Origin of the sequence: Blastopirellula marina, assembly GCF_002967715.1 — a bacterium.
Lineage (GTDB): Bacteria > Planctomycetota > Planctomycetia > Pirellulales > Pirellulaceae > Bremerella > Bremerella marina_B.
In genome coordinates, this window is sequence record NZ_PUIA01000038.1 from 119949 (window position 1) to 140043 (window position 20095).

The window sequence follows — 20095 nt, forward strand, 5'->3', positions numbered from 1 at the left end:
ACGATCTTTTTCAAACGCCAAGGGGAAAGCGAGTTGATCTCGATTGACCCTCTGCGGGGCAAACTCTATCGTACACGCCCCGCAGGTTCTACCCATGGATGGATGACGCGCCTGAACCGCGGTGCGATACGGAATAGTTGCTCGAAACGGTCGATCGTCGGATGGCCGTGTCTTGGGGCGGATTGGAAAGAAAACATGTTGCAAACGCAACGCTCATGGATGAGCGTCTTCCTGGCTGGCTGGGTACTGTTAGTCGGTTGGGAAACGTGCTTAGCTCAGCAACCAGGCGGACCAGGCTATGGCCCGATCCCGATCACCGTCGACGGTAACGACACCCCTTCAGGAGGTTACCAGGGCCCCGTTCCCATACAGTTCGATGCCCAACCGCCGCAGCGGATGGCTCAGCAGCCATCGCAGTTCACTCAGCCTGCCCCGCAATACGCCCCGTCGCAAACGCAACCTGCTCCAACACAGTTTCAACCTTCCTTCGGCCCCAATACTCAGCCGGTAGGCAGCGCGTTTGGTGCTCCGCAGCAACAACAGCCGATGCCCCAACAGCCCCCAGGCAGTGCTGCGCCTGCGCCGAGTGGTTTGACCCTCCCAGAGGAAGAGCTTTCACTGGAACGGGTTGAGATGCTTCGTCGTGAAGTGGAAGAAGCGACCAACCTGGACGAAGCGAAAAAGAAGCGTGCCATCGAGCTGTACAACAGCGCAGCAGCCAAGGTCAAAGAAGCCCATGACTTCGCCGCCAAAGCAAAGACCATGGCAGCCGACGCGCAGCCGGAAGCAATTCAGCAGCGGATTGATGTGATCAAACGTAGCCTGGAAGAGATCAAGAAGCTGAAGCCGGAGTCGTTCGTCGACGTTCCCCTTCCGGAACTTGAGCAGCGTCAGGCCAAACAGGAACTCGACAACACGAGCATCCAGAAAGAACGTTTCGCGGCCGAAGGTGAGCCCAAACGCCGTGTCGATCGACGAAAGCAGATCCGCGAGTGGATGGTCGAGGTTCCCAAAGAGTTTGCTAAGGTCAAACAAGCCGGTGAAAGCATTCCCCAGGACGAGCATCCTTTGCTTGCACAGGCCATCAAGACGGACGTTATGGCCCGGCGGATCTCGCTCTATCGTCAGTACGTAGCTGCGGAAGCAGAACTGGCCAAGTACGACACGGAAGAGGCGGTCGACTTGGTCCGTTTTGAACGCGATCTGGCAACCCAACGCCTGGCATTCGCCGACCAGACGATGAAGGCCATTGCGGATCAGGTACAAAAGAAGCGTGCCCAAGCGGCCCAGGAAGCCGTTCGCCAGGCACGCGAACAGTTGATCATGGTTCAGCCTGTATTGCGATCGTACGCCGAACGCAATCAAGAGTTGGCCGAAACGTCTCAGGTAATCGCTAAGAATTTGGCCGAAGCGGAGAAAGATGCCAACGAAGCCGACGCCAAACTTAGGAAGTTGCGAAAACAGTTTAACGAAACGAAAGAGAAGGTCGAGAAGCTAGGTCTGACCAGCTCGATCGGTGCGTTACTCCGCAAACAACGCACCGATTTGATCGAGAAGTCTCCTTGGCGGACAGGCATGCCTGATCGCCAAGAATTGATTGACGAAGCTCAATTCAAGCAGTTTGAGTATGACGACGAGGAGGAAGCTCTCGCTAATCCCGAACTCCTGGTCCAAGGCATCATGGACGAGTCCCAACTGCAAGTCGAATCGGAACGCGAGCAACTCGAATTGGCGGCCCGCGAACTGTTCGAGCGGAAACGGGAATTCCTCGGCCTGCTGATCAAAAACAATAGAAAGTACCTGAACACGCTAATCGACTTGAAGACAAAAGAGCAGCAAACCGCCAGCGAGATCGCTGCATACCAAAGCTACATCGACAAACGGGTGTTGTGGATCCGTAGTGGCAACATTCTCGCCACGGAACTGCAAGTCGACGAATCGGACAAGGCGATTTTATCGCCGGCCAATTGGATTGATGTCTCACGTGTTCTTTGGTCGGACGTGCAGCGCAATCTGTTGATTTGGATTGTCGTGGTATCACTGTTTGTGGCCCTGGTAATCAAACGCGGCCGACTGAAGAGCGAAGTGCGATCCCTGGGAGAATTGGCCCAAAAGCCAGGCTTCTTCGCCTTCTGGCCGACGATGCATGCCATCTTTTACTCGGTGGTCTTGTCAGCAGTGAATCCGGCGTTCGTGGCCTTTGTGGCTTGGCGATTGATGTCGTCTGGCACCGACCAGACATTTTCGATCGCAGTAGGCAATGGACTGTACTGGACCGCGGTCATGTGGTTCCCGTTGGAACTGCTGAGAAATGTCTGCCGTGGTAACGGATTGGGGGAAGCTCACTTCAAGTGGCCTGATTCTTCGTTGCGATTGCTTGGCAAAAGCATGACGTGGTTGATTCCCACCCTCTTGCCGTTGACGTTTATCACTTCGACCTTCTACGCCAGCGATCCAACGCATGGGCATGACGCGATCGAGCGTATTTGCTTTATCGTTCAGGCAGCATTTCTGGCAGCGTTTCTCGCACGAATTCTGCACCCGACCGGCGTGTTTCAAGAGTACCTCGCTTACAACCAAGGAGGCTGGCTCGATCGTCTGAAGTACGTTTGGTATTGGGGATCGGTGAACGCACCGTTGGTGTTGGCCGGCCTCGCATTCTGGGGGTACTACTACACGGCTCAGGTCCTCTCGTGGCGATTGTTTGCGACGCTATGCTGCGTGCTGGGGCTGATGATGGTCCGATCCACCTTGATGCGTTGGATCATGCTGGCTCGTCGCAAAATGAGCATCGCTCAGGCCCGCGAACGTGCCGCGGCTGCGGCCGCCCAAACCGGCGACTCGGCAGCGGCTTCGCTCTCGAATTCGATCCTGGCTGAACAAGCCAAGGAAGAACTGTCGGCTTACAGTGCCCAGACACAACGTCTTCTCGCGACCGGCATGTTTACCATTTCGCTGGTCGGTTTCTGGTTGATCTGGGGCCAAGTATTGCCGGCCCTGCGAATGCTCGACCAGTATGGCTACGACATCGCGGCCCCCCAGGAAGTTGCCCAGGCCGAAATGCCAACCACACCAGGCATGCCCCCGGCAACTGCGGACAAGGATGCGAAAGAGGGGACGGCTAAAGAAGAGGCCCCTAGCGTTTCCGAGGAACTGGCTGGTGAAAAAGTGGCTACCAAGAAGATTACGATCCTGACGATCGCCTTCGCCGGCCTTATCTTGGTTTTGACGCTGGTGTTTGCTCGTGACATACCCGGCTTGATGGAGATGACCATCTTGCAGCGGTTACCGCTAGAACCATCGATTCGCTATGCGATCACATCGTTGACCAGCTATGCGATCGTGATGGTGGGTGTAATTTGGGCGTTTGGTTGTGTTGGATTGCAGTGGTCACAGATTCAGTGGCTGGCGACGGCGTTGACCTTCGGCCTGGCGTTTGGCTTGCAGGAAATGTTCGCCAATTTCGTGGCCGGGATCATCATCCTGTTCGAGCGGCCGATTCGTGTCGGTGATATTGTCACGATACATGACGTGACAGGGGTCGTCTCGCGAATTCGCATTCGTGCGACCTCGATCACGAACTGGGATCGCAAGGAATACGTGGTTCCAAACAAAGAATTCATTACCGGTCGTCTGCTCAACTGGACACTATCCGATACGGTTAATCGTGTGGTCATTAATGTTGGTGTCGCTTATGGCACCGACACAGAAGCCGCACGTAAGATTCTGCTGGAGATTGCCGAGAAGAATCAGTACCTGCTGAAGGATCCTTGTCCCAACGCGACCTTCGAGGGTTTTGGAGACAGCACGCTTAACTTGGTTCTGCGAGCATATCTGCCTAACCTGGAGAACCGATTGTTGGTGATCACGGAACTTCACACGCAGATCGACAAAGCGTTCCGCGATGCGAAGATCGAAATTGCGTTTCCGCAACGCGATCTGCATATCCGCACCGCCCCCGGTGTGGCGGCTGCCTTGGGTGTGCCGGAAGAGAAGGAACACCTACCCATCGCGGAGAAGAAGGAAGAGAAACGTGGGGCAGCCTAGCCCAGGGCGATCGATTGACAAGCAGACTAGCCATGGCCCAGGACTTCGATTCTGGGCCATTGTTTTTCTTGGGTACCGGGCCAACGGAGATGCTAGCTCGTAAGTCGATCTGGCTTGATTTTCCGCAATGCGATACAACCCGCCTGAAAGTATGCGCTGAGCGTAATGAATTAAGGTCAAAGCGATGAAAAAAGATCGAACGGATTCGACAGATACCTCTGGCAGTTTTAGCAAGTGGCGATCGTTGGTGGTCGTAACGGGGCTGATCTTCCTGGTGGTGATGCTGCCGTCGATCGCGGCACAAACGCCCCTTTTGTCGTGGGGAATCGCCCAGGCAACAGCCGATCTCAATGGCAAAGTCACCGTCGACTCGGCCTCGCTGGGCTGGTTCTCGCCCATTGTTCTTAACGGCGTTGAAGTAGTCGATGCCGAGGGAGCACCCGTTGCGGAAATCCCCACGATCCGTGTCAGTCAATCGCTACTGGGCCTGATTGGCAACGCAGCCAATCTCGGGACGATCGAAATCAATCAGCCGGTGTTGCATGTGACGGTATCCGAAGGGATCAGCAACCTGGAACAGTTACTGCCGGTCGCCGAGTCACCCTCGAAAGAGGAGGAAGCGTCCACGTCCTCTCCACGAACGTTTCGGTTGGTTGTTCGCCAAGGAACTGTGCATCTGGCTGACGGGAATTCTTCGCGAACCTGGACGCTGGAGGACCTGGCCGCTGATGTTGACTTACGTGATGCGACAATTCCGGCACCATGTACCTTCTCGGCGAGTCTCCGCGACCGCGAACAGTTAGGTGTCGTGCAGGGAAAAGGAACTCTGCCAACGGCTTCCGGCGAAGCTAAGTTTTCGGTCGTGACCAAGGGAATTCCGCTTGGGGTTGCGGAACTGATTGGCGCTCGGATCGGGCAGCCAGTCTTAGCCCAGGGTGAACTCAACGGGCAAATGGATCTTGTCTCATCGCAGATAGGGCCATCCGTTCTATGCAATTTAGAAGCCCGGGGTATTCAAATGCGCTGGCTCAACTCGGATCGTGGAGCCGGATGGAGCGATGGGACCCTGCGTGTTACTGGCGAACTGGGGCTGGCCGGAAGTCACGCGCAAGCGAACCAATTCACACTGACGACCGATTGGGGGCAAGTCCTTATTAATGGGCGAATCCCAACGAGCCTTACAGCCACATCGTCTCCCAACGCTTCGGCGGGACAGGCGTTGGGGGATCAGCCTTGGGAAATGCGCGGCACGGTCGATATTGCCCGGTTGGCCAATGCCTTTCCGGAATTGCTGCAGATACGCGACGGGGTCCAACTTCAGGAAGGACGTGTCACGCTGAATCTGGCGAACCATATCGAGATGGGATATTCGTCGTTGCGAGCAGGAGCGGTCGTCTCCAATATCGTGGCGATTGTGAATGGGCGGCACGCCGATTGGCAGCAGCCGCTGGAACTATCTGCGGCTATCTCGATGCCTGGCGATCAGTTGCAGCTTGATGCGATTTCTTGTCGTTCGTCGTTCTTGACTGCAGATGGAAAAACCAACGGTCCCCAGACGGATGTCCGTTTCTCTATCGACGGCAATCGACTGGCCTCGGACCTTTCGAGATTTGTTGATTTGCAAGGGAACCAAGTCGCAGGCACCCTCGAAGGATCGCTGCAGATCCAAAATATGGGAGGAGGTCGCGTCGGACTTGCTGCCGCAGCTAATGGGAATGATGTGAAGTGGATGCAAGGCTCGCAGATGTTATTCGCCGAGCCAAGACTGCAGACACAGATCCAATCGACCATCGTTTTGCAAAACGCTGCGCTTCAGCAGATCGAATCGCTTAACGCCTCGTTCCAGGCTGGCACTTCATCGTTGACGGCTCAGACATCGGTGCCCGTCATCCTGAGTGCGGAAACGGTGTGGCCGTTGAAACTGCAACTTCAGGGGGCTGTCGATCCGATCTGGATGCAACTTCGTGGTTTGCTAGGCATGAGTGACTTTCAGCTTGGTGGCAATGGCATGGTGTTGGCCAAGCTGGCCCTGGGAACCAACCAGTGGCTGATCGAAGGAGTGAATGTCGACCTGAACGACTTTGCTTTGGTTGGCCCCGCGACACAGGTCCACGAGAAAAAACTTCGAGTGGAAGGTAGTGCTTTACTAGATTGGGCCGCGCAGCACTTCTCGAGTCAGCAGTTCACTGTGGTCGGTACGACAATATCGGCTCGCGGTACCGATATCCATATGCCACTCAAAAGTGGCGAGACGGCGTCGGGGCAACTTGCTTATCGCGTGGATTTGAGTCGCGGTATGCATTGGGTTGTGCCGCCGCAGTGGCTAGGGCAAAACCGGGTGGCCGGAGAAATGTCAGGCACCATGACACTCTCTAGCGATAGTAATGGTGTCGTCATTCAGAACAACGGACAGATCGCGAACTGGGAACTGTTGGTTCCGGGAGCGAGTTCGAATGGAGCAGGTCAGCCGCAGATGCAGCCAGCTTCTGCCAGCAGTCAGACCCTTTCGTGGCGCGAAGCCAATTTGGCGTACATGCAATCGTTGAGCTTGAATCACAGCGAAGATACGTTGGCCTTGCACGAATGTCAGCTGAACTGCTCGGCGATCAAGCTTTCAGCCAAGGGGGGCGTTAGCCAGTTGTCATCGGTCGGCAACGTCGCGATTCAAGGCCAGGCCGACTACGACTGGGGCAAGATATCGCCGCTGGTGGCTGCGATCGTTGGTCCACAAGTTCAAATTCAAGGAAAACGTACATCTCGTTTTCAATGGATGGGGCCCTTGTGGGGCAGTGCGAACTCCAGTGGCAACTCGTTGACGATCTCGCCTGCCTGGGAGGCCGCTGGTGACGTGTCGTGGCAGCAGGCTAACCTCTTTGGGATTCCGGCTGGCGAGTCGACGTTGAATGCTCAATTGCGGCAAGGTGTATTGCAACTGACGGCAAACAGCCCCGAACTGAGTGGCGGCAAGCTGACGGTCAACACGCAATTGCTACTTAACGCGCAGCCGATGCAGTGGCAAATTCCTCCGGGACGAGTCATCGAAAACGTGGCGATAACTCCAGAGATGTGCCGATCGTGGCTGCATTACGTTGCCCCGGTTGTCGCGGATGCCACTCGCGTGGAAGGCCGCTTTTCGTTAGACGTTGAAAGGGGACTGATGCCTGTCGCGGATCCGATTCAAGGCGAATCCAACGGTGTGCTACACATCCAAGGGGCCGAAGTTCGTTCGGGTCCGCTGGCCCAAGGATACGTAATGTTGGCACGCAACGTGGAAGCCCTCGTCAAAGCAAAACCGGCCTCGGCGATCGACCAAGGTTCCGCTTCACTTCTCACGCTACCACCACAGCAAGTTCGCTACCGAGTGGTTAAGGGACGCGTTTATCACGAGAACTTGATCGTCCAGTCTGGGGATGTTCGCGTGATCACTTCGGGTTGGGTCGATGCCAACCAACAGATGCAAATGATGGCCGCTATTCCCATTCAAGACAGTTGGATCGAAAAAGCTCCCTGGCTGGCTTCCATGCGTGGTACGGCGCTGAACGTGCCGATCTCCGGCTCGATGCAGCAGCCGAAAATCGATAGCCAGGTGATCGAGCAGATGACACGGGGTATGATTGATAATGCTGCCCGCGGGGCGCTCCAGGAAGGCATCAATCGCGGGCTGAACGAATTGTTCCGGCCGCGTTAATTGAGCAATTAGCAGTGGCCATCATGGCAAGAGGCAAATCGACGAAACTCTCCTTCGTCGATAAAGATCGCCTCGTCGGCCAGTTGAAAAACGAGATCTGTACCCGGCCAACCCATCGCGCTTAAAAGCGTATCGAAAGCTTCTTCCGAGCAGTTCCCTTTGATTTCGGCGGAATGCAAGCGACCGTTGCGGTCGTATAACACACCGTCGAGCTGCCAGGTGTCATCGCTGTCGCTTTCCTGGACCCAGACAAAAGAGCCATCAGGCTCGAACAGCATGCGCGGGAGATTGTTGAGTCGCGACTGCGCGGTCTCGAACGAGCAACCCATGGGCTCTCCCAATCCTACGGGAGGTATCGCTAAGGTTTGAAGTCGGAGTCCTCGCGCTTTTACAAGCGGACCCAACTGCATCGACCTGGGGCGGGCGTGCACCGAAATGTGAAACCGATACATCGAATTGTTACTAGTTAGGTTACTGATTGCGCCACCCACTCCAAATACTCGCTCGAACCGTCCACAATCGGAATCGCGATAATCTCTGGAACGTCGTAAGTATGGTGTTGACGAATCAGTTCGGCCAATGAGGGAAATGCTTGGCTCGTCGTTTTGATCGAGACCAAAAACTCTTCCTCTTTTTGGATGGTGCCTTGCCACTTATAGACGGAGATCATGGGACCAACGATCTGTACACACGCCCCCTGGGCATGCTGAATAATGGTCTCGGCAAGCTTCTCAGCATTGGCAGAGCTACTGATCGTTGTTTGAACCACGATTGCCTGCGACATGCTGTCAAACACCTCCAAAATCAGGAAGAATCTCCAACGTGCTGCCCCTTTCGATAGTCTACTTGATTGATTGGGGATGCGGACACGTGATCTCGTGTGGGTTTCCGCAAAGGACGTTGGGTCACCGTTGAGGACGGATCGATTCTGTAGATTTGCGCAGCGGACCCCCAAGGGGTTCATAAACCGGAGAGGGGGGCGCGGGTATTGTGTGGCCACCCAAAGGAGATGATATACCGGGTGATCGCAGGGGTGGAGTGAACACTGGAGTCGATTTGGGAGCCATGACGTTTTGTGCGCCGTCCACGCGAATTCGTCGAATGGGCGATGGGGCAGTTCCCAGGATCCCGCTCCAAACTTCGTATGGAGCTCCCTGTCGCTCGTCGTCACGATAGAAGGTCAGGTAGGTCATCTTTTCCGAAGGAAGGAATTCCCGCCAATCTCCTGCCGAGCATGTCGGCGTATAGACACGACGCCAAGTGCCACAATTGAAGTAGAGTTGGCTTAGCATGTATCCATCGGCGAAACTCGCGTCCAAAGGAACGGTTTCGTCACAGTGGGTATGGCCGAACACGATATGTTTCGCACGACGATTGCGGAACTCGCATTCCTCCATCGCCTTTTTGGACAGCGATTTACTTTGCCCCTGCTTGCGAAGCCAGGCCATGACCCGCTGTCCCCAGGTTTCTTCATCCTGGTATCGGAATTTCATGAGCGTGCCCAGTTCTTCCAGGTCTCGTACACCGAAAGAGTTATCGCGATCCAATTGGTAAACCAGCGGCATCATCTGAGATATCACGCGATCCCAGCAATTCTTCAGTTCATATTGCAGGGACGTGACCGGGCACGAGATCTTCATCATCTGGTTCAAGCACACCGGGGCCATGACCAGAGGACGAACGTGGTCCAGTTCCTGAAGACCCAACTGGCAAGAGGCCGGCAGTTGCTCTCCGAAACCATGTTGAATTTCAAAGCGAAACCGCATGAGTCCTTCAATGAGAAGGATGTCCGACAAACTTGCGCGGTCGCGATGCCCAGCATAGCTGAGGTTGTCGAACACGTCACCATGCCGGGCAAACATGCGATGTTGTCGAAACGCAGCCAGTAAATGGGTATCCTCGGCAGGCTCATGCGCGAAGGGGCGTTCTGGTGAGTTATTGAGTCCGAATGCGTCCACGATCGCCCCGCGAACCTGGTTCATGGCCGGATCATTCAAGTGCAACGGCCAGTCTGCATTGCCCACCATGTAGTGAATACGAACCGGAACAGGTTGCAAGTCATCGTCGAAAGTCGGTTTGCCATCGGGGGACATGCCAGGGACACGCACGGTTTGTCGTGTGCTGATCCCTTTGAAGATGGCCGTCGTTTCGAGGTTTCGCGACAGGATACCTGAGACGATTGCACTGACGCGTTGGCTGAATTCGCTTGACCGCTGCGCGCTCCAAGGCTTCGGTCCGTCGATGAGCCACCGCGACGAACGCATGATATCCAACACGTCCCCGAGCAAAACAAGATCGATATGGGGAATAGGGCGGTACTGGCCATCACTCCGCCAAGACGCACGTACGGCGAGATCTTGAAGTCGTTCCGTGAAGATCCGAAAGGCCCCGGAATCCAAGGTCTCGCAACTTGTGTCGTCAGTAAGATGGAGATCGCTGAGTACGACTAACATGCTGATTCCCCGCGGAAAATGTAATCAGTGACGACGCGTCATTCCGCGTAAACGACGCATCGGAGATCCTTGAAGTGAATCGGTTGCGCCGAACGCGTAGCGTTAGCTTTATCACGAGAAGCCGTACAGACTGCGCGGTGAATTGGCTGAAGAGTCAGCAATATCCGGGTATAGCTATCGTTGATACCGATGCTAGCGAACGCGTTTGCGTGCCTTGAGTGCGATGTAACGCTCTTCCGGCATGGTGATACTGGTAACGCGGACGCCGAACTTGTCGCCGATCTTCACGGCTTCCCCTTCGGCGATCTTTTGACGCCCGATCTCGACATCGAGCGTATCTTCGCACGACTTGTCGAATTGAATGATCGTTCCCACGCCCACGTTAATGATGTCGTTTACCTTCATCTTCTTGGCCGCCAGGATCACTCGAATCGGCACTTCGATTTGCAACAAGCTGCGACCGAAACTGGGCAACTCGTTGTAGCTGCCAATACGTGGCCGTGCAGCCTGGGCCTGAGGGCTGTGTTGCGGGGCACTGGGTGCTGCTGCCGTGGCCGGCTTGGCAGGTGTAGGTGCTGTTTCCTGTGGTGATGCATCTGGGGAGGAGGTCGCCGCTTGAAAGACACCGCCAGGGCTGGTCAAAGGCCAGACCATCAGTGCCTCGTGCGGCTTCCCATTGATTTCCAGTTGCAGGGATAGCTTAGCAGGGCTATCGCCTGGTTTGCCGTTTTCGCAGGCCGCCGCCAGGTTGTCGACGGCTTGAACCTGGAACTCCATCGCCATGAACTCTTCTGGTAAGAGAGTCATGCCGAGTTCCTGCCCCAATGTTGCCAACTTGCTTTCGCCGGTTGGATCCGGGGATGCATACCAATCCGGTAGTACTCCGCTGGGCTGGGAAATAAGCACTAAAGCGGCTTCAGATTCAACATTCAAGACAATCGCCAGCCCGGCTACTTTCCAGTCGGCTAGATCCGTATCGACCGACAGCGGGCTTCCTTCACCCAGGGTGAGCTGGATCTTTTGATCAAATGCTCGCGAAAACGCGTCCGAGGCTTCCACTGCGGTTGCTTCGCAGGCGGAGATGACTTCGGAAAGGGCTTCGATATTGAATGCAGTCATAATTCTGAATCGGTTGCCGCGCGCACGGATAGATTGTCGTTCTTCCTCCTGATAGGGATCGACAGTCCTAGCCGTTAAACTTGATATATTCGCTCCAAGTTCTCAAATGGTGCTAGCACTCGTCGACTGAGATGCGGTGCTGTTGTTTTCAAAGAATCTGCCAGGCAATTCTCCGTTTAACGCACGCTTGTACTTCATTTTCCGCATTATTGCCGTGCAAGCATGGCATCACTTATTCCGTTTGCTAAAAAGCAAGTTCTTTAATATTGATTTTGGAAGCCATCCTGACTCCCGTATTGTCACTTCGATCGAATATGGCTATATTGCCATTAAGCCATGAATAAAGCAGAAGCAACACAACCTGTCACGAAAACACTTGCGCAGTACGAAGCACGTGCCAAAGTAGCCAAGGCAATGGCTCACCCGAGCCGGTTGTTCATGTTGGATCTGCTTGGCCAGCGTGAAATGTGTGTCCAAGAGTTAACGCAAAGTATTGGTTGCGATCAGTCGACCGTTTCCAAGCACCTGGCAGTGCTTAAGGAAGTGGGGCTGATTGAGTCTCGTCGAGAAGGGACTTCGAACTTTTACTCGCTTACGTGTGGCTGCCTGGATGGCTTCTTTCAATGTCTGGAAACGGTCGTCCAGTCGGATGTCGAGAAGAGAACCTCTGCATGCGATGGGGGCTGCCAACTGTGAGACGATACGTGGCTGAGGTCATTGGAACGTTTGCCCTCATTTTCGCCGGGACCGGGGCGGTCGTGGTGAATGACATGACCCAGGAATCGATCACGCACGTTGGTATAGCGTTGACTTGGGGGATGATCGTCATGGCATTGATTTACGCACTGGGGGATATCTCAGGTGCGCATCTCAATCCGGCAGTAACGATCGGTTTTTGGACGGCTCGCCAATTCGATGGCAAGCAAGTCGTTCCTTATATCGTTGCTCAACTGATTGGGGCCATCACGGCCAGTGTTACGCTGCGCGTGCTTTTCCTTGAACACGATACGTTAGGGGCGACGATACCGGCGGGGCCTTGGTGGCAATCGTTTGTGCTGGAAGTGATCCTCACGTTTCTGCTGATGTTCATTGTCCTGAACGTTGCTACCGGAGCCAAGGAAAAAGGAATCATGGCAGGTGCCGCGATCGGGGCAACGGTTGGACTGGAAGCGATGTTCGCCGGGCCAATTTGCGGTGCCTCGATGAATCCAGCTCGATCGATCGCTCCGGCTTTGGTCAGCGGTCACCTGGAACATCTGTGGATCTATATCGTGGCAACGACGGCAGGCGCGATCCTGGCTGTGTTCGCCTATCAGTTCGTTCATTCGGAAACAAGCTCCGGGGCAGATGCTGCATCGGAACATCATACGGTGGAGGAAGGATCATGAAACGTGTTTTGATCTTATGCACGGGCAACTCGTGCCGATCACAAATGGCCGAAGCGCTTTGGGCCGAACTGGGCAAGGGTGAGTGGGACGCCTACTCTGCCGGCTCGAAACCTTCCGGCTATGTCCATCCGCTGGCGATTGAAGCGATGAAAGAATTGGGCGTCGACATTGGTGGATACGAAAGCAAGTCGGCCAACGACTTCCAGCATCAGCCATTTGATTTGGTCGTTACCGTTTGTGATAACGCCCGAGAAGATTGTCCGATCTACCCTGAGGCCAAGGAGACACTGCATTGGCCGTTTGATGATCCGGCCGATGCCCAGGGTACAGATGAGGAAAAGATGCCGACTTTTCGGCGTGTACGTGATGAGATCAAGGCCAAGATTGGTCAGTATTTAGGAGTCTAACATGGAATCCGCAGTTGATTTTCCCGGCAGTTTTCGCATTCATGTCGCATTGAATGTCTCGAATCTGGAGGCATCGCAGAAGTTCTACGAAATGCTTCTGGGAACAGCCCCCAGCAAAGTGCGTCCCCGGTACGCGAAATTCGAACCAACCGATCCCTCGGTGAACCTTTCGTTGAACGAGATTGACGAGCCGTTTCAAGTCGAGCAAGGTTCTGCTCACTTTGGCATTCAGGTTAAATCGATTGCCGAAGTACATGCCGCGGCCGAGCGGTTTCAAGCGGCGGGGTACAAGGTAATGCACGAAGAAGCGACGACCTGTTGCTATGCCGTGCAGGATAAGGTTTGGGTCGCCGACCCAGATGGACACAAGTGGGAAGTCTTCGTGGTCATGAATGCTGACGCGAAGGACGAACTGTATGAACAGTCAGGCTGCTGCAGTCCCAACTTGTCGCAGATTCAATTGTAAGCATTGAAATCAAGACAGCCTGATGAACTCCATCAGGCTGTTGGCTTTTCTTGGGTCAGCTGCTATTTAGCTTTCCCGCTGATTAAAACGCGGTAGATAGCCAGAACGACCATCGATCCCAGGATTGCGACACCAAAGCTATATAGGTTGAAGCCGGTGACGGTGCCGTATCCCAGTTGGGTCATGATGAAACCACCCACGATGGCTCCAATGACACCAATGATGATGGTGACAATGCAGCCTCCCGGGTCGTCTCCGGGAAAGAGAAACTTAGCCAAAGCCCCGGCAATCAGGCCGAACACGATCCAGGAAATAATGCCCATGGTTGTTGCTCCCTTTGCAATAGGCGTGGTTCAATTCACTTACCCGTAATGCATAAAGCGTGCCAACATTGGGCCTAGGGGCCTGCCTGGTTGGAGGAAGGAAGATGCTTGCTGAAGGTCATTTGTCCAAACAGCCATAGCACGAATTTGCTTGGCATCCACATCAAGGCCCGCTCGGCCAGCAGACGCATGTGATCGGCTGCGACCATCTGACCACGAAAGTGGGCCTCTTTCATGCGAATGGTTTCCCCGAGTTGTTTTTTGAGCTTGGTGCTCTTCATACCTTCGGGGTGAACGCGATAGCGAACCAGCGGTTCGGGGTAGTTCTCAAACTTCGCACCTGCTTTGGCCAGGCGGCACCAAAGATCATAGTCTTCCACATAAAAGTCTTTGTGGTATCCACCTAACTTCATGACCGCTTCGCGCCGGAACATCACAACAGGCTGTGCGATGGGGCAATATCGGCGGAGTGCTCGGACAATATCCTCATGCTTGCGAGGGTAGTCGCGATAGCCGAGATGAGTGCCGTTATCGTCGATGATGTTTAACGTGCTTCCTAGAACGACCAGGTCTGGGTCGTTGTCAAAGCACTGGACCTGAGTCGCAACGCGATGCGGTTCCCAAATATCGTCCGCATCCCCCCGCGCGATCAGATCCGCCGTAGCCAGGCCTAGTCCTTTGTTGAGTTGATCAGGCAAACTGGTTCGCTGCTCGTTACGGATATGGGTGAGCCGGTCATCTTTTAAGTGGCCTACCATCTCACGACCGTCACGTTCTGAGGGATCTTCAATCAAGATGATCTGTAGATTCTGATAGGTCTGCGCGAGAATGCTTTCGACTACTTCAGGAAAGTGCTTGGGGTGAGGATTCCAGACGCCCATGACAACAGAAACCAAGGGCTGCTGGGGCGAAGAACAAGGGTGCTCTGACATAATGGCCTGGGTTACCGAGCATAATGAAGAATCGACCTATTCCCTGAGTATAAATTCGCCCAACTCTCTCGAAACGTCCTAGATGGTTAGCGTTTCATGAAGTTCTCTGTCGCTGACCACTGGGAGTCATTCGGCACGGTAAGCCCTGCTGGGAATTCGTATTAGTGGGGATTTCGATCAGGCAAATCAGGCAAGATATCGCCATGTCGTCGATATCGGGACCGCATCGCGAGTGTCTTTAGCCCAGTTAACGGGTATGTAACTCGCCTTAGTTGTTTTGATTCACCTTGGGTCGCATTGGCAGATAAGGCAACGCAAGTCGGGAGACAAGGCGGATTGATCCACCTTATCTTTGGGCTACCATAATAGAACCTCAAAAACCCCTGCCTTTTTGGAGTTCTCCCTGTGATTCGATGTCTTGCCGCGTTTGCTATTGCGTTGTCTACCATGGCAACTTCGCTAGTCGCTGCCCCTCAAGATTACGACGTTGTCATTTATGGGGGAACCTCGGCTGCCATTACCGCTGCCGTGCAAGCCAAGAAAATGGGAAAGACGGTCGTTATCGTTTCGCCAGACAAGCATCTCGGTGGTCTCTCCAGCGGCGGCTTGGGATGGACAGACAGTGGCGACAAAAACGCTATCGGCGGGCTATCGCTCGACTTCTACGAGCGTGTCAAAAAGCACTACGACCAAGATAGTGCTTGGCGTCAGCAAAAGCCTGAACAGTACAGTCGCTATCGCGCGAATGACAACGCGATGTGGGTTTTCGAACCCCACGTAGCCGAAAAGGTGTTCGAGCAACTGGTCGACGAGTACAAGATACCTGTCGTCCGCGATCAGTGGCTCGATCGTAAGAATGGTGTAAAGAAGGTCGACGGCAAGATCGTCAGCATTACGACCCTCGATGGGAATACCTACACCGGAAAGATTTTCCTCGATACGACTTACGAAGGAGACCTGATGGCTGCGGCCGGCGTTTCGTATCACGTCGGTCGTGAGTCGAACGATGTTTATGGTGAAACGATCAATGGGGTGCAAGCTACCCGGGCTCATAGCCATCAATTCGAATACCCAACCGATCCGTATGTGGTAGAAGGGGATCCGAGTAGCGGGCTGTTGCCACGCATTTCTACTGCGAAGCCAGGACCCGATGGAAGTGGCGACGACAAGATTCAGGCCTACTGTTTCCGCATGTGTTTGACCACGGCGGCTGACAACCAGGTCAAGTTCCCCAAGCCAGAAGGTTACGATCCAAAGCAATACGCTTTACTGGCTCGTTACCTCAAGGGTGGCTGGAAGGGTGTCTTCAACAAGTTCGATCCGGCTCCTAACTTCAAGACCGATACAAACAACCATGGGGCGTTCTCGACCGACAATATTGGGATGAACTACGACTATCCGGAAGCCTCGTACGAGCGTCGCAAGGAAATCATTCAAGAGCACGAAACGTATCAGAAGGGCTGGCTCTACTTTATTGCCAACGATCCTTCTATCCCCCAGGATATTCAGGATCGGATGAACAAGTGGGGCTTGGCCAAGGATGAATTCGTCGACAACGGCAACTGGCCGCATCAGATCTACGTCCGCGAAGCTCGACGAATGGTTGGCCCGGTTGTGATGTGCGAGCCGATGCTGCGAGCCCAGGTACCCACGCCCAAGAGTATTGGGATGGGTTCCTATAACATGGACTCGCATAACGTTCAGCGGTATGTCACGGATAAGGGACATGTCCGCAACGAAGGGGATATCCAGATCAGCCCAGGCGGCCCTTACCCGATCAGCTATGACAGTGTGACGCCGAAGAAAGAGGAATGCACGAACCTGTTGGTACCGGTCTGCGTTTCTTCATCGCACATTGCCTACGGTTCGATCCGGATGGAGCCTGTCTTCATGATCCTCGGGCAATCGGCTGCCACCGCGGCTTGTATGGCCATCGACCAGAAGATCGCTGTCCAGGATATTGAATATGCTGAACTGAGCGATCGACTGTTGAAGGATGGACAGGTTCTGCAAATGGAACGTAAGCCTTCCTATCCCAAGCAGGTGATTGATCCAAAGAAGCTGGAAGGTGTTGTGGTCGACGACACGCAGGCCAAGAAGACGGGCGAGTGGCCCGTCAGCAGCTCGGTTTCGGGATATGTTGGAACCGGCTATGTCCACGATGATAACAAAGGGCAAGGCAAAAAGTCGATTGCCTTTGAGGTTTCGAAACTGGAAGCTGGCAAGTATGACGTCCGCATTGCCTATTCCAGCAATCCGAATCGGGCCTCGAACGTGCCGGTAACGGTCACCTCGCAAGGGAAGCAGGTCTACTCGGGGACGATCAATCAGAAGAAGACACCTAGTGTCGACAAGGTCTTTGTCTCGCTGGGCAAGTTCGATCTGAGTGGTGAGACGGTGATCACGCTCACCAATGAAGGCGTCAACGGCTACGTCGTTGCTGATGCGGTAGTGCTTGTACCTGTTCCCTAGATGTGAAACGTTCGATGCCTGCTTTGCAAACCTATCTTCTTATACTGCTGACGCTTGGTGTTGCGTCAGCGGCGATCGCGGAAGAGCCAACACGGATCCGGGTTGTCAGCTACAACATTCACCACGGTGAAGGAACTGACGGAAAGCTCGACCTCTCGCGCATCGCGCAAGTCTTAAGCGATGCCCAGCCTGATATTATTGTTCTGCAGGAAGTCGACCAAAACACCCAGCGGACGGGCAACATCGATCAGGCAGCCGAGCTCGCCAAACTGCTAAAGATGAACTATGTCTTTGGAGGGAACATTGATCTCCAAGGGGGGCATTACGGCAACGCCGTTTTGACCCGGTATGCTTCCATCTCTGCCAGAAATCATCGTCTTCCGTCGCTGGCAGGCGGCGAACAACGCGGGGTCATGGAGGCCGATATCACGCTACCGGGGCTCAAGCAACCGCTGAAAGTCCTGGCCACTCATTTCGACTATCGGCCTGACGACCAGGAGCGTATTGCTTCGAGCGAGACGATTGCTCAATTGATTCAAGACTGGGGCGAGCGCCCTGCCCTGTTGGCCGGCGACTTGAATGCGGTGCCAGAGAGTAAAACGCTTGCGCTGCTGGAACAAAAGTGGACACGATCCAATCGAGAGATTCTTCCTACGATTCCCAGTGGAAAACCGACTCGGCAAATCGATTACATCCTGCTTCGTCCCCAGCAGGGGTGGAAGGTCGTCGAGTGCCGTGTGCTCGACGCGCCTGTTGCTTCGGACCATCTCGGCATTCTCGCCGTTATTGAGTGGAGCGGTACTTCTGCGAATTAGCGTCCACTCGCCTCAAGGGATTTACTTGAACGTGGCACCAACACGAATGAAACGACTCTAAACAGGTCTTTTCTTGGTCTTAGTGTTGCGGCTGCCCGCATCAGCAAAAATTAACAGTGTCACCGGATTTATTTCTAATCTCTGTATTGCGCAGAAGACTCTCTCTTATGCAACAAAGTTGACCCCCAAAGGGCGAGGGCAAAAAGCGGCCATTATTTAGATTCGGTGAATTGTCCACGGCCTGCGGAAAAAGCGATTGTGGATTCATCTCGTTCCATTTCTATTACCGTCATCGCAATCGGAACGGTAGCGATCACTAAGAGGTTTAGTGGAATCGTTGAATTATAACGCTTTAATTAATTAAGAGTGAGGCAGATGAGTTATCCAATCACACGTCGAGCGGAAGCCGGGCGAAATGGTTTTACTCTGGTGGAACTATTGGTGGTGATCGCGATCATCGGGGTTTTAATTGCTCTGCTTTTGCCGGCCGTGCAACAAGCCCGCGAAGCGGCCCGCAGAATGCAGTGCCAGAACAACCTGAAGCAAATCGGACTGGCGCTTCACAACTATCACGACACATTTCTGAGTCTGTCCGCCGCCAACCAAGGGATGCCTAATTCGGCTGGTACGAACTACAGCGGGCACGGCTGGACGTGGCACTCAAACATTTTGCCGTTCCTCGAACAAAAGACGTTGTATGATGCAATCCAGGGGTCAGATGGGTTTGGCAACGAATCGGGCAGCACAACCTCTGGAAAGGCACTGATTGCTCTGGAGACCGACGTGATGGCATTCTGGTGCCCCTCGCAGCCAGACGTCCGCAATGGTGCACAGAAGTATGCGGTCGCAGACCAGCCATCCAATTACAACGGCAACATGGGTACCCGAATCGGAAATGGCAACGATGATTGTATCTGCACAGGCGTAGCCGATCTCAACGACATGAAAACAGATCCTTGGGGCTGCATGAATGGCAACGGGATCTTCTACGTCGACAGCCGGACTCGGTTTGCTGACGTGCGTGACGGTCTCTCCAACACGATCTTCGTGAGTGAGGTTCCCGACACGGGCGGTGATACCATCGGCCAATTTAGCAGCGGCTGCGACCGACATGCTATGTTCTCGGGTGGTGCTGACGGCAATCCACCTAACGAGATGACGGAATACTTGATCGCCGCTGAAAGCAACGATCCGATCAATGGCGGCTCGGAAGAAGCGGCCGGTAGCTGGCATGCCGGTGGGGCTCAGTTCCTCATGGGTGACGGAAGCGTCCGTTTCCTTTCGGAAAACATGGACATGCCGACCTACCAGGGGCTTAGCACCCGTGCCGAAGGTGAAGTCCTGGGCGATTTCTAATCCCCGGAATTCATTGCAAACAGGCCGCGTCGCCAATTATGCGGCGGCACGGCCACCAAGCTGAAGATTTCATCCCATTCAAGCCATACTACGGAGTTGTACAGTGAAGTCGAAACAAGCTGGTCACCTGGTGCTGGCCTTGACGGTAATGCTGCTATGTCTGACAGGCTGTGGTGGATCTAGCGATCAGCCAGACTTGGGTCAGGTGCACGGAACCATCACGTTCGACGGGAAGCCGCTGAGCGGTGTTGTCGTCGTCTTTCAACCTGATAGCGGCCGTCCGGCCCGCGGTCGCACCGATGCTGAAGGGAAGTACGAACTGACCTACATTCGCCAGACGCGCGGAGCTAAGGTCGGCCACAATCGTGTGGAAGTCGCACCGAGCGAAGAGGAAGATGACTCTGCCGACGCTGAAGCAGATACGGAAACTGTCAGCAACAAGCGACCTGGCAAGTTCAAATCCGGTAAGCCGAAAATTCCTGCTCGCTACAACATCAAGAGTGAGTTGGAAGCCGACGTCCAACCAGGCAACAACACTTTTGACTTTGAACTTACTAGTTCTAGCAAGTAAGCATTGTCAACTCGATTGAGCGAAAAGGCTTGCCACACTAGCAAGCCTTTTTTCATGC

General features: G+C 54.3%; 16 protein-coding genes. 10 read left to right on the plus strand and 6 right to left on the minus strand.

Annotated features, from left to right (window positions below; genetic code table 11):
- Positions 1-195: 195 nt before the first annotated feature.
- Positions 196-4047 (plus strand): mechanosensitive ion channel domain-containing protein, encoded by a 3852-nt coding sequence (locus tag C5Y96_RS14325; RefSeq protein WP_158261237.1) that lies wholly within the window; start codon positions 196-198, stop codon positions 4045-4047.
- 184 nt (positions 4048-4231) lie between these two features.
- On the plus strand, positions 4232-7735 hold the full coding sequence (locus C5Y96_RS14330) for a hypothetical protein (protein WP_105354551.1): 3504 nt from the start codon (positions 4232-4234) through the stop codon (positions 7733-7735).
- Positions 7736-7743: 8 nt separating this feature from the next.
- Here the strand turns inward: C5Y96_RS14330 and C5Y96_RS14335 are convergent, their stop codons facing one another.
- The 4 genes from C5Y96_RS14335 to C5Y96_RS14350 form a co-directional block, all read right to left on the minus strand.
- Positions 7744-8064 (minus strand): hypothetical protein, encoded by a 321-nt coding sequence (locus tag C5Y96_RS14335; RefSeq protein ID WP_105354554.1) that lies wholly within the window; start codon positions 8062-8064, stop codon positions 7744-7746.
- A 137-nt stretch (positions 8065-8201) separates the two neighbouring features.
- A complete protein-coding gene (gene cutA / locus C5Y96_RS27385) occupies positions 8202-8519 on the minus strand; it encodes a divalent-cation tolerance protein CutA (protein WP_158261238.1) in 318 nt (105 codons plus the stop codon).
- Positions 8520-8640: 121 nt separating this feature from the next.
- Entirely contained in the window at positions 8641-10188 is a 1548-nt protein-coding gene (locus tag C5Y96_RS14345) for a hypothetical protein (protein ID WP_105354560.1), read from the minus strand.
- Between the two features lie 192 nt (positions 10189-10380).
- Complete coding sequence (locus C5Y96_RS14350; protein ID WP_105354562.1) at positions 10381-11307, minus strand: FliM/FliN family flagellar motor C-terminal domain-containing protein; 927 nt, start codon at positions 11305-11307, stop codon at positions 10381-10383.
- 336 nt (positions 11308-11643) lie between these two features.
- Between C5Y96_RS14350 and C5Y96_RS14360 the strand changes: the two genes are divergently transcribed.
- The 4 genes from C5Y96_RS14360 to C5Y96_RS14375 are packed head-to-tail and all read left to right on the plus strand — an operon-like array spanning position 11644 to position 13568.
- Positions 11644-12003, plus strand: a complete 360-nt coding sequence (locus C5Y96_RS14360) for an ArsR/SmtB family transcription factor (protein ID WP_105354568.1) — start codon at positions 11644-11646, stop codon at positions 12001-12003.
- A gap of 8 nt (positions 12004-12011) precedes the next feature.
- Positions 12012-12695, plus strand: coding sequence for an MIP/aquaporin family protein (locus C5Y96_RS14365; RefSeq protein WP_233198968.1), 684 nt, complete (start codon positions 12012-12014; stop codon positions 12693-12695).
- A complete protein-coding gene (locus C5Y96_RS14370) occupies positions 12692-13102 on the plus strand; it encodes an arsenate reductase ArsC (RefSeq protein WP_105354570.1) in 411 nt (136 codons plus the stop codon). Before C5Y96_RS14365 ends, C5Y96_RS14370 begins: the two co-directional genes overlap by 4 nt.
- 1 nt (position 13103) lies before the next feature.
- Positions 13104-13568, plus strand: coding sequence for an ArsI/CadI family heavy metal resistance metalloenzyme (locus C5Y96_RS14375; protein WP_105354572.1), 465 nt, complete (start codon positions 13104-13106; stop codon positions 13566-13568).
- Between the two features lie 62 nt (positions 13569-13630).
- On the opposite strand, the gene C5Y96_RS14380 is transcribed toward C5Y96_RS14375, so the two are convergent.
- On the minus strand, positions 13631-13891 hold the full coding sequence (locus C5Y96_RS14380; protein WP_105354575.1) for a GlsB/YeaQ/YmgE family stress response membrane protein: 261 nt from the start codon (positions 13889-13891) through the stop codon (positions 13631-13633).
- 74 nt (positions 13892-13965) lie between these two features.
- Positions 13966-14772 (minus strand): glycosyltransferase, encoded by an 807-nt coding sequence (locus C5Y96_RS14385; protein ID WP_199188707.1) that lies wholly within the window; start codon positions 14770-14772, stop codon positions 13966-13968.
- 498 nt (positions 14773-15270) lie between these two features.
- Here C5Y96_RS14385 and C5Y96_RS14390 point away from each other — a divergent pair, with 498 nt between their 5' ends.
- The 4 genes from C5Y96_RS14390 to C5Y96_RS14405 all read left to right on the plus strand — a co-directional run bounded on the left by C5Y96_RS14390 (position 15271) and on the right by C5Y96_RS14405 (position 20037).
- Positions 15271-17295 (plus strand): FAD-dependent oxidoreductase, encoded by a 2025-nt coding sequence (locus tag C5Y96_RS14390; RefSeq protein WP_105354580.1) that lies wholly within the window; start codon positions 15271-15273, stop codon positions 17293-17295.
- Positions 17296-17309: 14 nt separating this feature from the next.
- Positions 17310-18110, plus strand: coding sequence for an endonuclease/exonuclease/phosphatase family protein (locus tag C5Y96_RS14395; protein WP_105354582.1), 801 nt, complete (start codon positions 17310-17312; stop codon positions 18108-18110).
- Between the two features lie 375 nt (positions 18111-18485).
- Positions 18486-19466 (plus strand): DUF1559 domain-containing protein, encoded by a 981-nt coding sequence (locus tag C5Y96_RS14400; RefSeq protein WP_105354585.1) that lies wholly within the window; start codon positions 18486-18488, stop codon positions 19464-19466.
- Positions 19467-19569: 103 nt separating this feature from the next.
- Positions 19570-20037 carry a carboxypeptidase regulatory-like domain-containing protein gene (locus tag C5Y96_RS14405; RefSeq protein ID WP_233198969.1) on the plus strand — a complete coding sequence of 156 codons (468 nt, stop codon included), beginning with the start codon at positions 19570-19572 and terminating at the stop codon, positions 20035-20037.
- The last annotated feature ends 58 nt before the right edge of the window (positions 20038-20095 follow it).